This is a genomic window from Hymenobacter sp. HDW8 (genome assembly GCF_011305775.1).
Classification (GTDB): Bacteria; Bacteroidota; Bacteroidia; order Cytophagales; family Hymenobacteraceae; genus Hymenobacter; species Hymenobacter radiodurans.
This window is the reverse complement of sequence record NZ_CP049907.1, coordinates 3355199-3371205: the sequence shown is the minus strand read 5'-3', so window position 1 is coordinate 3371205 and position 16007 is coordinate 3355199. Positions and strand designations below refer to the sequence as shown.

The following is a 16007-nucleotide window of genomic DNA, read 5'->3' as shown; positions in this document are numbered from 1 at the left end:
AGCAATAACGCTAGCGGGCTTTACAACTTATATACTACTTCATGAATGCTGTGAGATACACTTTGATACACACTGCTTACGGGTAGTTTGAGTCTCTAACAAAGACAAAATCGAAATAAAGTCAAGCACTGCGCTGGCAATGCGGAATGCACAAAAAGCAGCATTTACACTTGGCTTCAGCCCTCACTTGCTTACTTCGACTTGCGAGCCTTCTTACTTGTAGGGGCTTTCTGCGGAGTTGGCGGGCTGAGTGGCGCCGAGCTATAGAAGGCTCGGCAGCCATTTTCTGTCATTCGAAGCGCTACCTCCAGTACCGTCAGGCCATCGGCGGAGGGCAGCAGTTGGGAGCTGTAATTGGGGCAAGGATTATCCTTGGCATCGGGCACGGGAACGGGCGCGGGTACTTCAGTCCAGGGGCCAATGCCGTTGGTGGTGTTTACCATGTATACTTTGCCGTTGTCGGGGGCTACTGTATTGTCGGCGTTATTGAGCAGCATTTGCCCGATAACCAACAGTTGACCGTCTTTCTTGCCCGGCACCGGCGCCCAAGCCAAGGTGGGTGCATGCTCAAAGTGATGCCCTGCCGTCGATTCTACGCGGGTACCCTCATCGGCCGGGTCGCCCCAGTTAGTGCCATCTGGCGAAGTGCGGATATAGGTATCGCAGCCAGTACCGCAAATCTCGTAGGTCATGACGAAGCTGCCGTTAGGTAGTTGCTTTACCAGAGGCATTCCGGGGCGTCTTTTTCCATCATTCATGCCTACATCCAGCACTTCTTCGCCCCAGGTCAGCCCCCCATCCAGCGAGACTTTGTGCGCCAGCATCTGATTGTAGCCGTTGGCTTTGCGCTCTTCGCTGGAGTAATACACTACCAATCGACCTTGCTTATCCACGGCAAATTCCGGCTCCCACAGCCCGATAAACCCGCTAACAGGGGTTGAGAAATAGCTCCAAGTGCGGCCTTGGTCCTGGCTGCGGTAAATCCGAATGGAGCACGGACCGCGTCCACCTTTGTCGGTACCCACGGAGGTTGACCAAAATAAGGTACCCGCCGCCGTGTTGCCGAGCTGGCGCGGCACCTCATATAGGCCACTGCAACAATTGCCGGGCGGCGTGGTCTCGGTAACCTCTGCTACAGCCTGCCAGGTTTGGCCATTATCGAGACTTTCGTAGATGTTCCCAGTTCGGCCCGAATCAAAGCTAGCCAGCAGCCGACCATTGGCCGCGCCGCTATGCTGCAGCCGAATGGCGCGCGGATAGTATGTGGGCCGGTTAAGCGGCACCATATTTTGCGCCGATGCCCACCCGCTGCTCAGAATTAGGAATAATAATACGGCCGTCAGGAAACGACAGTTGATGTAGCAAAACTTAGTTGTGATCATAGCAAATAGGGCTTGGGGGGCAAATTCTGTTCACATTCGCTGGCTACCGGCAAGAGCTTACTGATTGTCCAGCGTGAACCGATCAAAAGCGACGGTAGCTGAGCTTGGGCCTTGAGCCAACACGCCTACGCGCACCCCCAAATCCCAGGGCGGAAGGAAGCTACCATCGATGGCGTCACCGCTAGCGGGCATATTTTGCCAGGTTTGGCCACCATCCGGACTATAGGCAAAACGGTATTTGTTGCCGCCTTCCGCTTGCACCCGCAACGTCAGATTCTTACCCTTCGGCAACGCCACTTCGCCCATATTCTCCCGCTTGCCTTTCTTCAGCTGCCATAGGCGGAGCTTACCGCCGCCAGCCGTAAGCGCCAGCGTATTTTCCACATTTCCAATGGTCGTCAGCCCCGCTTGTACGCCGGTGGGCAGCATCGTAGGATCGAATTGGGTGGTAGCGGTATAATTGGTGGTATAGGTCGTTTGGCCGAGCAGCGCGCCCGCGACCTCAGGGCGGACAGTAAGCTGCAATTTGCCTTCGCGCACTGCGATTTTCGGCTTGGCGGTGACGGGCCATTGCCAAGCTAAGCCAAGTGCGGGTCCGTCGAACTCGTCGGTTACGTCATATTGTTCCAGGTTAGCCGTTTGCGTGGCGGGCGTGCTGCCGCCCGTAAACTCGGGCCACCCTTCCGCATTCCAGGTAAATTCGCTTAGTACGCCCTGGCGGCCTATGTTCTGAAAGCCCTCATTCTTGTAGGCATGATGCAGAAAGTACCACCGGTTATCGTGCTGCACCACCGTGCCATGGCCGGGGCATTTCCAGGTATCATTGGGGGCTAAAATGGGGTTCTTGTCGTATTTCTCCCAAGGTCCGAGTAGGTTTTTGGCGCGGGCCACGCCGGTAGCATACGTGCAGCCACTACCACAGCAGCCATTTGCGGCATAAAAAGCATAGAAGTAGTCGTTGTGGCGCACCATAGCCACACCTTCTACCAAATTGCCTTCCCAAGGTGCCGTATTGCGAAACAGCTCGGTTTTCTCGCCGGTGAGGGCCGTGCGCTCCTCGTTGAGGCGCTGGGCCCAAATGGGAGTCGGCTCCTTCACACTGTTGCCATCTTCTTTCCAGACAAGATAAAGCTGCCCCTTCTCATCGCGCATCGGAAAACCATCGATAGAGCCGGCGGGCTGCCCTACCAGGAAGCCATGGTCGCGGTAAGGGCCTTCGGGCCGGTCGGCGCTAGCTACACCTACGGCCAGGTTACCGCCTTTCTTATGGGCAGAGTAATACACATAGGTTTTGCCATTGTCCTGATTGATTTCGGGGCCCAAAAGTAGTAGTCGGCCCAGCTGGGGGCATTTCTGGGAACACATGCCCGACGATCTTCCAATCGGTTAGATTATCGGATTTGAGCAAAGGAAAAACAGGCCCCCAATTCGACGAAGTAGCTGTGGCCCAATAGTTAGTGCCCACTTTCGTTACCGATGGATCAGGAAAGTCACCGGGTAGAACTGGGTTAGGTATAGGCGGCGCTGTGGGTGTTGCGGGAGCCGCAGGCTCAGGTGTAACCGCCGTGGCTGTGGGGTTGTCAGCGGGCTGCGTGGCAGTAGCCGGCGGCTGACAACCAATTACTACACTAAGACCAAGCGTAGCCAGCCAGCCAGCTTTTTTAGAAAAGGAAGAGAGCAAAGTAGTCACGGAAGAGAGCTTGGAGTAAGAAGAGGAGCGGAGTCTTGGGTATCAGCTTATGAGGAATTGAAGCTATAAAACTGTATTCAGAGGTAAAGCAGCCTTTTATTCGCCACTGGGTCGCGGCAGTTTGCTGCCAGTTGGCACAGGCTGCCCAAAGTTGGGGGAGCCATCGGCATTCCAGGTGAATTTCTGCATGCGCGTGCTCCGCGCATCGCCGCACCCCTGCCCCGTCGCCACATTGGCGTGGTAGATCAGCCAGTCCTCCGTACCATCCGGTGATTTGAAAAAGCCATTGTGGCCGGGCCCGTAGGCGTTGCCAGTGGGATTCTTCACAAAAACTGGGGTTGGAGTTTTGGTCCAGGATTTTGGATCCATTGGATCGGCGGTTTGTGAGGCGGTTAGCAGGCCCAGCACATAGTCATCGGTGGAGCAGTGACTGCCTGAGTACACGATGAACGTCTTGTTACCGTGCTTCAGCACTTCGGGGCCTTCGTTGACGTCCGGCTCACCTTTCTTTTCCCACTCATACTCGGGGCTGGAAAGCTCGACGCGCGGCCCGGTCAGCGTCCAGGGGTTGCTCATCTTGGAAATGTAGAGCCGCTGCACCCCATCAGCCGTTTCGCGGTGGCCCGACCACAGGAAATAGCGCAGCCCGTTCTGCTCCAGCACCGTTCCGTCGATGGCCCAAAAGTCTTCCGTAGGATTGGCAATTCGGCCCTTATCGACCCAAGTGCCCGTAGTGGGATCAGGCGACGAGTTTTCTAATACAAACACGCGGTGCCCGTTGCAGCAAAACGGATCGGCGCTAAAATACACGTACCATTTTCCGTCGAAGAAATAGATCTCTGGGGCCCAAATATCGCGGTAGGTATTGCCCGGTGGAGGCGTCCAGATAACCTTTGGTGCCGCTTTGCTCAACTCCGACATCTTCACGGTTTTGCGCAACGACAAATTGCCCCCCGTCGTGCTCATGAAGTAATAGAACCCATCTTTTTGGTATACCCAAGGGTCGGGAGCGGAAGCCAGCAATGGATTCGCATACGTCGTCTCGTCAACTACCAGTGGGGGTGGCGTAACCGAGGACGTCTCCGATTTACTACACCCCAGCAAGCCTACTAGCAGCAAGATTGTGAGCGGTTTACGCAAGACAGTTTTTATTAACATTGAGCAGGATAGAGAAAGGGAATAGGAACTAATGAATGGAGCATTTACACAATACGGCACTTATTTAGCCGCTGGTGTAGTGTTCGTGGCAGGGACAGGCACCGCGCCTGCTGAAGGAGTACCGTTGGCAGCTACGCGCGGCCAGCCATCCTGGTATTCCAACCGGTCGAGGAGCATTACCCGCCCACCCGAGCCAGCCGGGCTTCCGGCAGCGGTTTTTTGGGTGTTGATAGCATGATAAGCAATCCAGTCATGGCCGGCGGCATCCGTGATGACGGAATTGTGGCCGGGCGCCAACCATTGGTTGTTGCGCACCAGAACGGCACTGTTGGGCCGACCAGTTGCTTGAGCGAGCGTTTCAAAGGGGCCGGTAGCGCTGCGCGAGCGGGCCACCAGCACGGCATAGTGGGCTTTGGGGCCGCAGCAGTTGTCACCGGAGTAAAACAGGTAATACCAGCCATCACGCATCACCACCCACGCACCTTCCACCAGCTTCTGATAGCTATCTGTGGTTTTGGAAGTATCAGCTTTAATCAGATTGGTGGCGGTACTGCCCGGCGCGAACGAAGTACGATTGGGCGCCAACTCGCGCACTTTGATGGGCTCGAAGCCGGAACCCCAGTACAGCAGGCGCTTACCCGTAGCGGGGTCGTCGAAGCTCATCGGGTCAATGTTGACGAAGCTCGGCCCGCACTCCATTGGCTGGCCACTATCAACAAAGGGTCCGGCGGGCGATGTAGCCGTAGCCACGGCCAGGCACAGCCCATTTACTTCCTTGCCCTTCACCGGGTATTTGCGAATGTTCGGCTCAGCCGAATAGTAGAGGTAATAGCGCCCATCGTGAAAGCTCACATGCGGTGCCCAGAAATTCTGAGTAGTATCGGCCCAGGCAGGTTTTTGGGGCAGCGCATCGCCCAGATGCTCCCAGGCAACCAGATCGCGGGAGCGAGCCACTTGTATGTTGAGCACTTTGCCCTTGCGCTCCGTCTGCGTACCGTAGGCGTAGTAGTACCCATCAGCAGCTTTAATAACCGTCGGGTCAGGAAAATCTTCGTTTAGAACTGGATTGGTAAACGAAGATTTGCCCCCCAGTACCGACGCGGCAGCCACATCCGGCGCCGTGGTAGTACGCTGGCATCCAAGGAGACCGGTACAAATAATGAGCACCGCTAACAAGCGACAGGTAATCAGGTGCATAGGCAAAGTAGTAACTGTAGAATGCGTCTGGGGGGCTTTTTTATAAGCCCGTTGCCCCTAGCAGCCAAAAAAATTCCGGGCCAGAAGCAGAGGTGACCAGTAGTCACGCACTGTCCCGGCCCGGAACGGAAATACTAGCGGCTAGTCGCCCGCGGCCAGTAATAGATTACCAACCGGGGTTTTGCTTAAGACCTTTATCAATGTCGAGGTCTGTCCGGGGCAAAGGCAATAAGGCCGACTTGCCGGGCACGAAGTTGAGGAAGTCCTGGTCGCGCGTCTTGATCTGATCAACGCCGGCTTGGTTATCGAGTAGGCCAGAGCGAGTCAAATCGAAGAAGCGAACACCTTCACCACCTAGCTCGACAGCACGCTCGTGCAGAATCTGGGTTTTCATCTGCGCCTGGCTGAAGCTACCCGCTAGCGGCACTATACCAGCACGGGCGCGTACCTGATTGATAAGCGGAATAGCCGCCGCTGTTTGCCCTAAGTTATTGAGCGCTTCAGCTTGCATTAGGAGGATGTCGGCGTAGCGGATAACGCGAATGTTGATACCTGAGTGGTAGTCTTCAAAAGTCCGGGTACGGTCGTTCTGGTATTTGCGCCAGAACAGTTCATTCGGATCATTATAGCCACGCTGAGCATATGTCCGGCCATAAATCGGCATGGCAGAGTTGAATACCGTAACATCACGACGTGGATCTACGCCCCCAGTGGCAGTAAGATCGGAGAACTCGGTGAACAACCAACGGCGAGGCTGACCATCGCTCCAGCCAATGCCACGAGGCCCAAAGAACTGAGCCCGGTTGTTACCTTCCGATCCGCCAGGAGCATCTTGCGCATCACCCTGCAAAGCATCAGAGAACTGTATTTCGAAGACGGACTCGGGGTTATTTTCGCTTGTCATCGTGAAGTTATCCACGTAGTTTTCAACCAGTCTATACTTGCCTGAGCTGATAACCTTCGTGAATTGCGCTGATGCTTCAGCCCACTTACGTTGCTGCATAAGGGTTTTGCCCATCAGCGCCTGCGCGGCTCCTTTGGTAGCACGCCCGATATCAGCCCCCGTGTACTCAGTAGGTAAGCCTGCTTCAGCAATAGCCAAGTCAGCCAGCACCTGCGCGTAGTTTGATTCAATGGTTCCTTGGGGCGCCCGTGAGGTAGCCGTAGAAACTTCCAGAATCATGGGCACATTGCCGTAGAGCGAGGTCAGGTTAAAGTAATATAGCGCCCGCAGAAAGTGTGCTTCGGCCAGCAACCGCGTCCGCATGGCCGCATCCATCGTCGTGATGGTAGGCAGGTTGGCAATGATTTGATTGGTACGGTACACGCCCCGATAATGGTCGGTCCACATTACTTCAGAAGGCTCGAAGTTGTAATCGAGCTGAAGAAAACGAGTAAAGTTGGCGAGGTCGGTCCAAGGGCTGGCGCTATATCCTTCATCAGAGCGCAAGTCTGTGGCAAACCAGTACCAGCGGCTATAGGTACCGGGCAGCTGTAACGTGCCATAAGCCGACGTCACTGCCTTCATTGCATCGTCCTGGGTTTTCCAGAAGTCCTGCGTGGAGGGCTGATTGGGATTCACCTTTTCCAGCAGATCTTTTTCGCAGCTGCTCAGCGACAATATACCAGCCAGTGCTGCTACGGTAAGTTTATTTATTTTCATGACTACAGGATGGTAATAGGTTTAAGATCAGCGCTTAAGAGTAAGCGCTGATCAACCAAAATAGTTTAGAAACCAAGCTGAATTCCGCCCGTGAAGGTGCGCAGGTTGGGGAAAGAGCTAAAGTCTACACCCCGCTCAAAAAAGTTGCCGTTCACAACCTCCGGATCCGGACCACTATAGTCGGTGAAGGTCAGCACGTTTTGGCCTGTCACATAGATGCGCACATTGCTGATACCCTTCACTTTGCCCGTCAAAGACTCAGGAATCGTGTAGCCTATCGAGATGTTCTTTAGGCGCAAGTAAGAGCCATCTTCCAGGAAGCGGGAGCTGCCCCGAGCGTTAGAAGCAGCAGCTTCACGCAGGTTGGCCGTAGTACCGCCACCCTGCAGGGCGCGCGGGGTAGAGCTGGAAGGCGCATCTGGCCGCCAAGGCGTGAAGTCGGCGCGGAAGTTAGCAGGGTCGTCGGTGCGGTCCATAGTAGCGCGGGCTACGTTGAACAATTCGTTGCCCCCCGATCCTTGGAAGAGCAAGGAAAAGTCTACTCCTTTAAAGCCAGCGTTAGCACCTAAGCCATATTGAATTTTCGGAATAGAAGTATCGTAGAAAATACGGTCGGAGTCATTAATCTGTCCGTCATCATTCGTATCGCGGTAGCGGGCATCGCCAGGAGCAGCATAAGGCTGAATAACGCGACCAGCAGAGTTTACGTGTCTGGTTACTTCCTCCTGGGTCTGGAACACACCATCAAATGGAATCAGGAAGAAGGCGCCTACTGGGTGGCCCACCTCTGTCCGGGTAACACCGCTCGGAATGCTCTGCCCTTCCTGAGAAAGGCGCAGTACTTCATTTTTAACGGTGGTCAGGTTGCCCGTTACCCCGTAAGTGAAGGCGCTGCGGTTGTCCTGGTAGCCGAGTTGGAGCTCAAAACCCTTATTCTCGATATCACCAATGTTGACGAAGGGCCGAGTACCTGAGTTGCCCAAATAAATTGGCAGCAGCGGGTTTACAAGCGCATCCTCCGTCCGGGAGGTGTAATAGTCGGCGGATAAAGTGATGCGGTCATCGAAAAGCCCCAGATCTAAACCGTAGTTGGTGGTAAAGCGTGACTCCCACTTAATCCCTTCGCTGGGAATGGTCGTCTGGATCGAACCTACAGTTACCACGTTACCATTGTACACGTAGTTGGCGTTCTGATTAATTACGCCCTGATAGCGGTATTCACCGATCGCGTCATTTCCGTTTACGCCGTAGCTGACGCGGGCTTTCAGGTTGCTGATGTAAGGAGCTGATTCTTTCAGGAAATCTTCCTCACTGATGCGCCAGCCCAGGGAAGCCGCACCAAAGTTACCGTAGCGGTTTTCGGGGTCGAAGCGGGAAGACCCGTCGCGACGGAAGCTACCTGTAAGCAGGTAGCGGTTCTTATAATCGTAGACGGCCTGCGTGAAATACGACCGTTTGGAGTACTCCGAATCGGTTCCGGTAACCTCTGGACCAGTAGTACCCGCACTGAGTACAAAGTTATAGTTTGGGCCAGTACCGTATCCGCGGTTTAGTCCCCGCGAGAAGGTGTTTTTACCTCTCTGCTCCGAGTAGCCCAGGATTACATTAATCCCATGATCCCCGAACTGCTTATTGAAATCTAGAATGTTTTCTACGATCAGGAAGGAGTTATCCCCTCGCTGCTCCTGATACGTCGACTGGTACTCGTTCTGTGGTTGGTTCTGGGTAATGCGGCCGTATTTGCGCGAGTTGCGGTCGACATAGTCTAGGGTTTCTACCCCCACATTCAACTTATACGATAAGAAGTCGAAGAATGCGTATTCCGCATTGACGCTACCCTGAAGGCGGTTGTTGTACTGCGACTCGTCCCGGATGAGCTGCGACGCCACCGGATTGGTACCAAAGGTGTTAGCCGCTGGGCTACCATAGCCAAAGCCGCTGCCAGTGCTTTCCGTAGGATCATAAACAGGAATAGTAGGTAGCAGGCGGATAGCATCTTGGAAGGGAGCCCCACTTGGCAAGTCGGTGAGGGCGTGAGCCAACTGCAGGGATTCGCTTAGCTTGAAGCGACCGGCCGTCAGCCCTGAGTTCAGGCGGAGAGTATAACGCTCAAAGTCCGTCCCAATCAGCGCACCTTTTTGTTTAAAATAGCCCCCGAGATCAGGAAATTGGTGCTGAAGTTCTCCCCTGTTGAGCCCCCTGAGAAATTCAGATTATAGTCCTGTACGGTACCGGTGCGCAGAATCTCATCCTGCCAGTCGGTGTTGGCATAGTTCTCCGGATTAGCCGCGGAAGCCAGGGGCGTCAGGCCTGCGTTCTGGTAAGCTTCGCGGCTGAGTGCAGCCCATTCGCTAGCGTTGGTCAGATCCCAGCGGTCTACTACGTTTTGTACACCAGCGTACGCGTTGAAGCCAATAGTTGGCTTGCCCGCTTTACCCTTTTTCGTAGTGATAATGACAACGCCATTTGCCCCCTGAGAGCCATAGATGGACGTTGAGGACGCATCCTTCAAGACCGTCAACGATTCAATATCCGACGGATTCAAGTCGCGGATATTATTCGTCCAAAGGCCATCCACTACGAATAGCGGAGCACTACCGCCGTTGAGTGTGCCAATACCGCGGATATTAAAGATAGGAGCCTGGCCAGGCGTGCCGCTATTCGAAATCTGGACGCCAGTGGTGCGGCCCTGGATAGCTTCCGTAATAGTTGCTACAGGTGCCCTTTTGGCCGCTGCCACGTCTACGGGGCTCACCGCGCTGGTCAAGTTCTGGCGGTTTTGGGTGGTGTAGCCCAGCACTACTACCTCTGATAGTGCCTGTGCATCAGGAGTTAGGGGTACATCAATAGTGGTGCGGCCACCTACGGCAATTTCCCGGGGCGTATAGCCCACGTAGGAAACAACTAATGTTGCGTTGTCTGCCACGGTGATGCTATAACGACCCTCAACATCAGTGCTGGTGCCGTTGGAAGTGCCCTTTACCACTACGTTCACACCGGGTAGGCCCTCGCCTTTTTCATCCGTCACACGACCAGTCACGGTTACATCAGGAGTCTGGATTATCGCAGCGGAAGGCAGTGCTGCACGTACGCTGGCCGCGGCGTTAGCCGCGGCAGCGACGGTAAGCGGCAGGTAGCAGATAAGCGCTGGAATGGCGAGCCAGCGCAGCTTGGGTACAGTCTTTTTCATAGAGAAAAGGTAGGATAGGGAAGGTGTTCGTTCAGGAAAGGAGAATGGAAGCACATATAAATGGCAAGCAAATCTTACTATGTGCGCAAACGTTTGCGGACTCTTTGCTAAAAAAATCAGTTGACCAGGAAGCATTATTCTTCGGGGTGAACTGAATTATTACTGATGTTGGCCAGAGAAAACGCACGCGAACGGGCATTATGGCTCTCAGCCAAGTAAGTAAGTGCTGTAAGGATAACAGGAAATTAAACTAATGTCAAGAGAAATCATGCAATTTTCGTTAGCTCGACAATTCATTGATAAAACTATCAACAGTAATTCCTGCATTATATTAAGTCGAAGCAGGCAGATCTTATTTAGCTGACTGAATCATATCCTTAGGATTAATTTCAAATACCAAATTCTAAAACTTAGCAATTTCTACTTGCACTAGCGCAATTTGAAAAACCTAATCGCAAAGCATTATTTGTTGACTTAATACTTTGAAAATCAATTATATAAAGATTTATTCGTCATTAGCAACTGTAGTCATTTACTAGTTTTCTGGGCCCGCTAGCGACCTGCTTTGATGTATTCTTATGACCGGGGTTTTACACACCAAGCGAATAGCAAGGAGACGTACTCGTTAGCAACTAAAAGGCGCAATCGTTTGCGTTTTACAACCGGGTTTCTCACCTTTAGCATTGCTCTTCTCCCCCCCCTATTTTTGTTTCATTCTTTGCCTTATACCCTTATGTCTTCCCACTCTATAACTACTGCCTTCGAAAGCCACTTCGGATATGTTCCGCTTTTGGTGAGAGCTCCGGGTCGGGTAAATCTGATTGGTGAGCACACTGATTATAATGGCGGCTTTGTATTGCCTGCCGCAGTAGACAAGGAGATTCACTTTGCGGTTGGGCTAAACGGCGGCGATACGGCCCGCCTCGTGGCACAGGACCTGAATGAGACGCATGATTTTTCCCTGACCGAAGAGATAAAGCCCGGCAAAACGCAGTGGACAAACTATCTGAAAGGTGTTGTGGCGCAGATGCAACGAAAGGGCGCAGATGTGCCTGGCTTTGATTGTGTGTTCGGGGGTAATATTCCACTGGGCGCAGGCATGTCATCCTCGGCAGCCATAGAATGCGGGTTGGCTTTTGCCTTAAACGAGTTGCTGGGGGGCAAATTTGACCGCTTGGAACTGGCTCACATGGGGCAGGCCGCTGAGCACGAATTTGCTGGTGTAAAGAGTGGCCTGATGGATCAGTTTGCCAGTCTCTTTGGGCGCGCCGGCCACGTTGTACGCCTAGATTGCCGCTCGCTTGACTACGAGTATTTCCCCTTCGATACCACCGCTTATCGTCTGATTCTGTGCAACTCCGGCGTGAAGCACGCTTTGGCCAGCTCCGAATATAATACCCGCCGCCACGAATGCGAGCAGGGCGTGGCGCTGCTACAGCGGTATTATCCGGAGGTAAAAAGTTTACGGGATGCTACCTTGTCGCAGCTTCAGGCGCACGAGGCCGAGTTAGGCGATGTACTGTATCGTCGGTGCTCCTACGTGGTGGAAGAAAACCTGCGGGTGGAAGCTGCCTGTCAACATTTGCTGGAAGGCAACTTTCAGGCTTTCGGTCAGGAAATGTATGGCTCACACGCCGGATTGCGCGATAAGTATGAAGTGAGTTGCCGGGAGCTCGATGTATTGGTGGAGTTGGCCCGACCTCTGCCAGGCGTATTAGGGGCGCGTATGATGGGGGGCGGCTTTGGAGGCTGCACTATCAACTTAGTAGAAACCGATAAGGTAGATGCTTTTGTAGAGCACATGATAGCTGGTTATCAGCGGAAGCTAAACTTATCGCTTGAAACCTATCGGGCTAGTATTGTAAGCGGCGTAGAAGTGGTGGAAAGCGTAGAAGCAAGCAGATAGAATCGCGCTGCTCATTTATTCACTATCAACCGCTACTTGCCATGACATTTGATACCGCCGAACACTCCCACCGCCGCTACAACCCACTTACGGGCGAGTGGATACTCGTATCACCTCACCGATCGAAGCGGCCGTGGCAGGGGCAGCAGGAAGAAACACCAGCCGACGTGCGGCTCACCTACGACCCCACCTGCTACCTCTGTCCTGGCAATACGCGCGTGGGGGCATTGTGAACCCGCCTTACGATAGCACCTTCGTATTTGCCAACGATTTTGCCGCGCTGCAAGCCGATGCGCCCGTGGGTGAGATAACCGTGGGCGGACTATTGCGCGCCGAAGCCGAATCAGGAGTGGCGCGCGTTATCTGCTTTTCGCCCCGCCACGATCTGACACTGCCCGAGATGGACGAACCAGCCATTCGGCGCGTAGTGGACCTGTGGGTAGAGCAGTATCTGGAGCTGGGCGCCCGGCCGGATATCAACTACGTGCAGATATTTGAGAACAAAGGAGCCATGATGGGCGCCAGCAATCCGCACCCGCACGGCCAGATCTGGGCGCAGCGGACGGTGCCATCTGACCCGGCCAAGGAAACCGTTCAGCAGGCCGCCTACTTTGCCGAGCACGGTCGCAGCTTGCTCAGTGCTTACCTGGAAGTGGAGCTACAGGAAAAAACTCGGGTAGTGGTCGAAAACGAGCATTTCGTGGTGTTGGTGCCCTTCTGGGCCGTGTGGCCTTATGAAACGCTGCTTGTTTCGCGTCGCCACGTAACCAGTATCGAGCAGCTTACCAACGACGAGAAAGACGCGTTTGCCGCTATTCTGCGCCAGCTCACTATCCGCTACGACAACCTGTTTCAGATTTCTTTCCCCTACTCTGCCGGTCTGCACCAACGCCCGACCGACGGGCAAGCGCACGAAAGCTGGCATCTGCACATGCATTTCTATCCGCCGCTGCTGCGCTCCGCTACGGTGCGTAAGTTTATGGTAGGCTACGAGCTGCTGGCCAACCCCCAGCGTGACGTGACGGCCGAGTTTGCGGCCGAGCGTCTGCGCAGTTTGCCCGCCGTGCACTACAAGCAGTTAGCATCTTCAGAAACGGAAGCCAAGTAACATCAGCTTTAAGAACGGAGAACATTAGCCCGTAAAAAAGTCCCCCAGAGCAGTTCTGGGGGCTTTTTTACGGGCTAAGATTATTTGGCTTTTAGCGCGGCTTCAATAGCTGCATCGGCCTTTTCGGCGTTCAGTCGCTTGATCACGCTTGCTTCGTCCTGGCGGTAGGGCGTGCCATCGGGGTGGAATACTTCGTGGAACCACTCAATTGGCTCACTGCCGTCGGCTAGAGGCGTATCCCACTGATACTTCGTGTTCGTTTTGCCCGCAACCAAGCCCCAGTTGATAGCCCCCACGTTTTGCTTCTTCAGCAGCGGCATAATATTAGCAAACCGGCTGCCCCGAATACGAGCCATATACTCCGTGCAGATGAGTGGCCGGCCGTGGGTTTCCAGCATTTCGATGATGCGCTGGTGAGCGGGCGTGTCGTCGTAGCAGTGGTAGGTGATTACATCCGAATTCATGGCCTGAAAGGCGTTCAGCTTTTCAAAATCCCAGGCCCAAAGGCCTATGCTCAGCGGCTGATCGGGGTTGACAGCGCGGGCCCAGCGGAATACGTTGCGTACCAGTGGTAAAGAGTTTTCCTTGTGGTTGCTGTTGCCCGGCTCATTATACAAGTCCCAGAGCAGAATGCGCTTGTCATTTTTGAACTGCGTCATTACGTCGGTGACGTACTTCTGCAACACTGGAAATAGGGTCGAGTCCTGGGAAGTGGGCTCACCGCCGGGGTCCTGCACCCAGCCTGAATTGTGAATGCCAGGCTTCGGCGCAGGCTGCGGGCCGGCTTTGTAGTCCTTGTTCCAGCAATCGTCGAAGAACACGAACATGGTCTTGATCTTGTGCTTGTCGGCGATGCCCAGGTATTGATCCATGCGCTTCTTAAATCCTTGCGGGTCTTGCTCCCACGCCAAGTGATGCAAAAACACACGCATGGTGTTGAACCCGATACTTTCGGCGTAACCTAACTCCTTGTCGATGGTAGCAGGATCGAAGGTGGCCGCTTGCCACATTTCGAGCTGGTTGATGGCGGTGCTGGGCGTAAAATTGGCCCCCGACATCCAATCCTGGGCTTTGTACCAAGCGTTGGCTTTTTCCGGCGTCCAGCGGGTACCAACCGCGGCTTTGGACGTTTTGGCTGCTTTGGTTTTTCGATTTTGTGCTTGTAGCTGAACCTCGGGCGTTGCCACCAGCAACAGCAGAATAAATAGCAGAGCTTTCTTCATGCGCTTAAGATTTGGGGAGAGTGTGGATGTATAGGAAGTTTTCTCAAAGCTTCGAGCTACTTACTGGCACTGGCAGGAGGCAGCGTACCGAAGCGAATTTGCACGTTGTGGCCGCCGCCGGGTCGTTTTTAAGAAGTTACACTGCTTAGGGCCAAGCCTGCCTTTTAATAGTGAGCAACGTTTACTTTTCGCCGGAAGGCCTGGGCAGGGCTACTCCAGTGGAAATGGGCTGCCCAAAGCTGGGCGTATCATCGGCATTCCAGGTAAATTTCTGGGCGCGGGGCGTACGGAAACGGCCGCAGCCCTGACCTGCCTCGTCGTTGGCGTGGTAGAGAATCCAGTCTTCGGTGCCATCCGGCGATTTGAAGAAGGAATTATGACCCGGTGCGTACACTTTTACCGCAGGCGCCTGCTGAAAAACGGGCGTTATAGTTTTGGTCCAGGAGCCGGGCTTAAGCAGGTCGCTGGTAGCGGAGGCGGAGAGCATGCCCAGAGCGTATGTATCGGTCCAGCAACCACTAGCTGAATAAATTAGGTGAATTTTCTTGCCGTGGCGCAGCAGCTGCGGACCTTCGTTCACATCCACATGGGGCGGATCGTTCGGATTGTTTAAGTCGCCATTGCGCTCCCAATGAAAAACAGGTGTGGAAAGTTTGTGCCGCTCCCCATCTATAGTCCAGGGGTTTTTCATCTTGGCGATGTAGATTTCCTGGCGGCCGTTTACGTCGCCCTCCCAGCCCGACCACACGAAATACAGCTGCCCATCGTGGTCGTATACCGAGCCGTCGATGGCCCATTTGTCGGTGGGGTCCGTGATTTTGCCTTTGTCAACCCACGTGCCTTCCATTGGATCGGGCGAGGAGTTTTCGAGTACCCACAGACGGTGCGTTTGGTTGGTGCCGGCGTCGGCGGCGTAGTACAGGTACCATTTGCCCCCCAGATAATGCAGCTCCGGCGCCCAGATATCTTTGGAGTTGGGGCCGGTGGCAGGCGGCGTCCAGACTACTTTTTTGGGAGCGTTCTTTAGCTGGCTTAATGACTTAGTTTTCCAGAGCGTGATGTTGCGACCCGTTGTGTTGGTGTAGTAGTAATAGCCGTCTTTGTAAATGCTCCACGGATCGGCTCCTCCAGGCAAGAGTGGATTTGTAAAGGTGTTATCGGAAGCAGCCGGCGTTTGGGCCCAGGCGGTGGGGCCCACGCTACAGCCGAGCAGCAGTAAAAGCAGCAGTTTTTTCATTCTATGCAATTGTAAACTCTAGTTCTAGGCGGTCATGCAGAGCGGAGCGAAGCATCTCGCGTGCTGATGTTGCCAAGCTAACTGTATAAATCATCTGTCATCCTGAGCTTGCGAAGGACCTTATGGCAGTTAAACGACTAGTATTACTATGACTCGTTTCAGGGTGAGAAGGTCCTTCCTTCGTCAGGATGACAACGAAACAACATCAGCACGTGAGATGCTTCGCTCCGCTCTGCATGACCGCCTTTATCAT

11 protein-coding genes and 1 pseudogene are annotated in these 16007 nt (G+C 54.0%); 2 read left to right on the top strand and 10 right to left on the bottom strand.

Annotated elements, in window-relative coordinates:
• Nucleotides 1-191 precede the first annotated feature (191 nt).
• From G7064_RS14345 to G7064_RS14310, 8 genes are all read right to left on the bottom strand, one after another.
• Entirely contained in the window at nucleotides 192-1382 is a 1191-nt protein-coding gene (locus tag G7064_RS14345; protein WP_166074126.1) for an exo-alpha-sialidase, read from the bottom strand.
• 57 nt (nucleotides 1383-1439) lie between these two features.
• Complete coding sequence (locus G7064_RS14340; protein ID WP_240935507.1) at nucleotides 1440-2747, bottom strand: family 43 glycosylhydrolase; 1308 nt, start codon at nucleotides 2745-2747, stop codon at nucleotides 1440-1442.
• Nucleotides 2647-3072, bottom strand: a complete 426-nt coding sequence (locus G7064_RS23265; RefSeq protein WP_166074124.1) for a family 43 glycosylhydrolase — start codon at nucleotides 3070-3072, stop codon at nucleotides 2647-2649. Before G7064_RS23265 ends, G7064_RS14340 begins: the two co-directional genes overlap by 101 nt.
• 96 nt (nucleotides 3073-3168) lie before the next feature.
• On the bottom strand, nucleotides 3169-4212 hold the full coding sequence (locus tag G7064_RS14330) for a family 43 glycosylhydrolase (RefSeq protein WP_240935506.1): 1044 nt from the start codon (nucleotides 4210-4212) through the stop codon (nucleotides 3169-3171).
• Between the two features lie 78 nt (nucleotides 4213-4290).
• Nucleotides 4291-5427, bottom strand: a complete 1137-nt coding sequence (locus G7064_RS14325; protein WP_166074122.1) for a glycoside hydrolase family 43 protein — start codon at nucleotides 5425-5427, stop codon at nucleotides 4291-4293.
• A 166-nt stretch (nucleotides 5428-5593) separates the two neighbouring features.
• Complete coding sequence (locus G7064_RS14320; RefSeq protein ID WP_166074121.1) at nucleotides 5594-7090, bottom strand: RagB/SusD family nutrient uptake outer membrane protein; 1497 nt, start codon at nucleotides 7088-7090, stop codon at nucleotides 5594-5596.
• A 65-nt stretch (nucleotides 7091-7155) separates the two neighbouring features.
• Nucleotides 7156-9183: a SusC/RagA family TonB-linked outer membrane protein gene (locus tag G7064_RS14315; RefSeq protein ID WP_240935883.1), complete on the bottom strand. Its 2028-nt coding sequence runs from the start codon at nucleotides 9181-9183 to the stop codon at nucleotides 7156-7158.
• A 32-nt stretch (nucleotides 9184-9215) separates the two neighbouring features.
• Nucleotides 9216-10280, bottom strand: a complete 1065-nt coding sequence (locus G7064_RS14310) for a carboxypeptidase-like regulatory domain-containing protein (RefSeq protein ID WP_166074120.1) — start codon at nucleotides 10278-10280, stop codon at nucleotides 9216-9218.
• Between the two features lie 733 nt (nucleotides 10281-11013).
• Here G7064_RS14310 and galK point away from each other — a divergent pair.
• Together galK and G7064_RS14300 are read left to right on the top strand one after the other, a co-directional pair.
• Nucleotides 11014-12186 carry a galactokinase gene (gene galK, locus G7064_RS14305; RefSeq protein ID WP_166074119.1) on the top strand — a complete coding sequence of 391 codons (1173 nt, stop codon included), beginning with the start codon at nucleotides 11014-11016 and terminating at the stop codon, nucleotides 12184-12186.
• A gap of 41 nt (nucleotides 12187-12227) precedes the next feature.
• Nucleotides 12228-13294 (top strand): annotated as a pseudogene (locus G7064_RS14300) (UDP-glucose--hexose-1-phosphate uridylyltransferase).
• Between the two features lie 80 nt (nucleotides 13295-13374).
• Here G7064_RS14300 and G7064_RS14295 read toward each other — a convergent pair.
• Together G7064_RS14295 and G7064_RS14290 are read right to left on the bottom strand one after the other, a co-directional pair.
• Nucleotides 13375-14517: a cellulase family glycosylhydrolase gene (locus G7064_RS14295; protein ID WP_166074118.1), complete on the bottom strand. Its 1143-nt coding sequence runs from the start codon at nucleotides 14515-14517 to the stop codon at nucleotides 13375-13377.
• 181 nt (nucleotides 14518-14698) lie between these two features.
• Entirely contained in the window at nucleotides 14699-15754 is a 1056-nt protein-coding gene (locus G7064_RS14290) for a family 43 glycosylhydrolase (protein ID WP_166074117.1), read from the bottom strand.
• Between the last annotated feature and the right edge of the window lie 253 nt (nucleotides 15755-16007).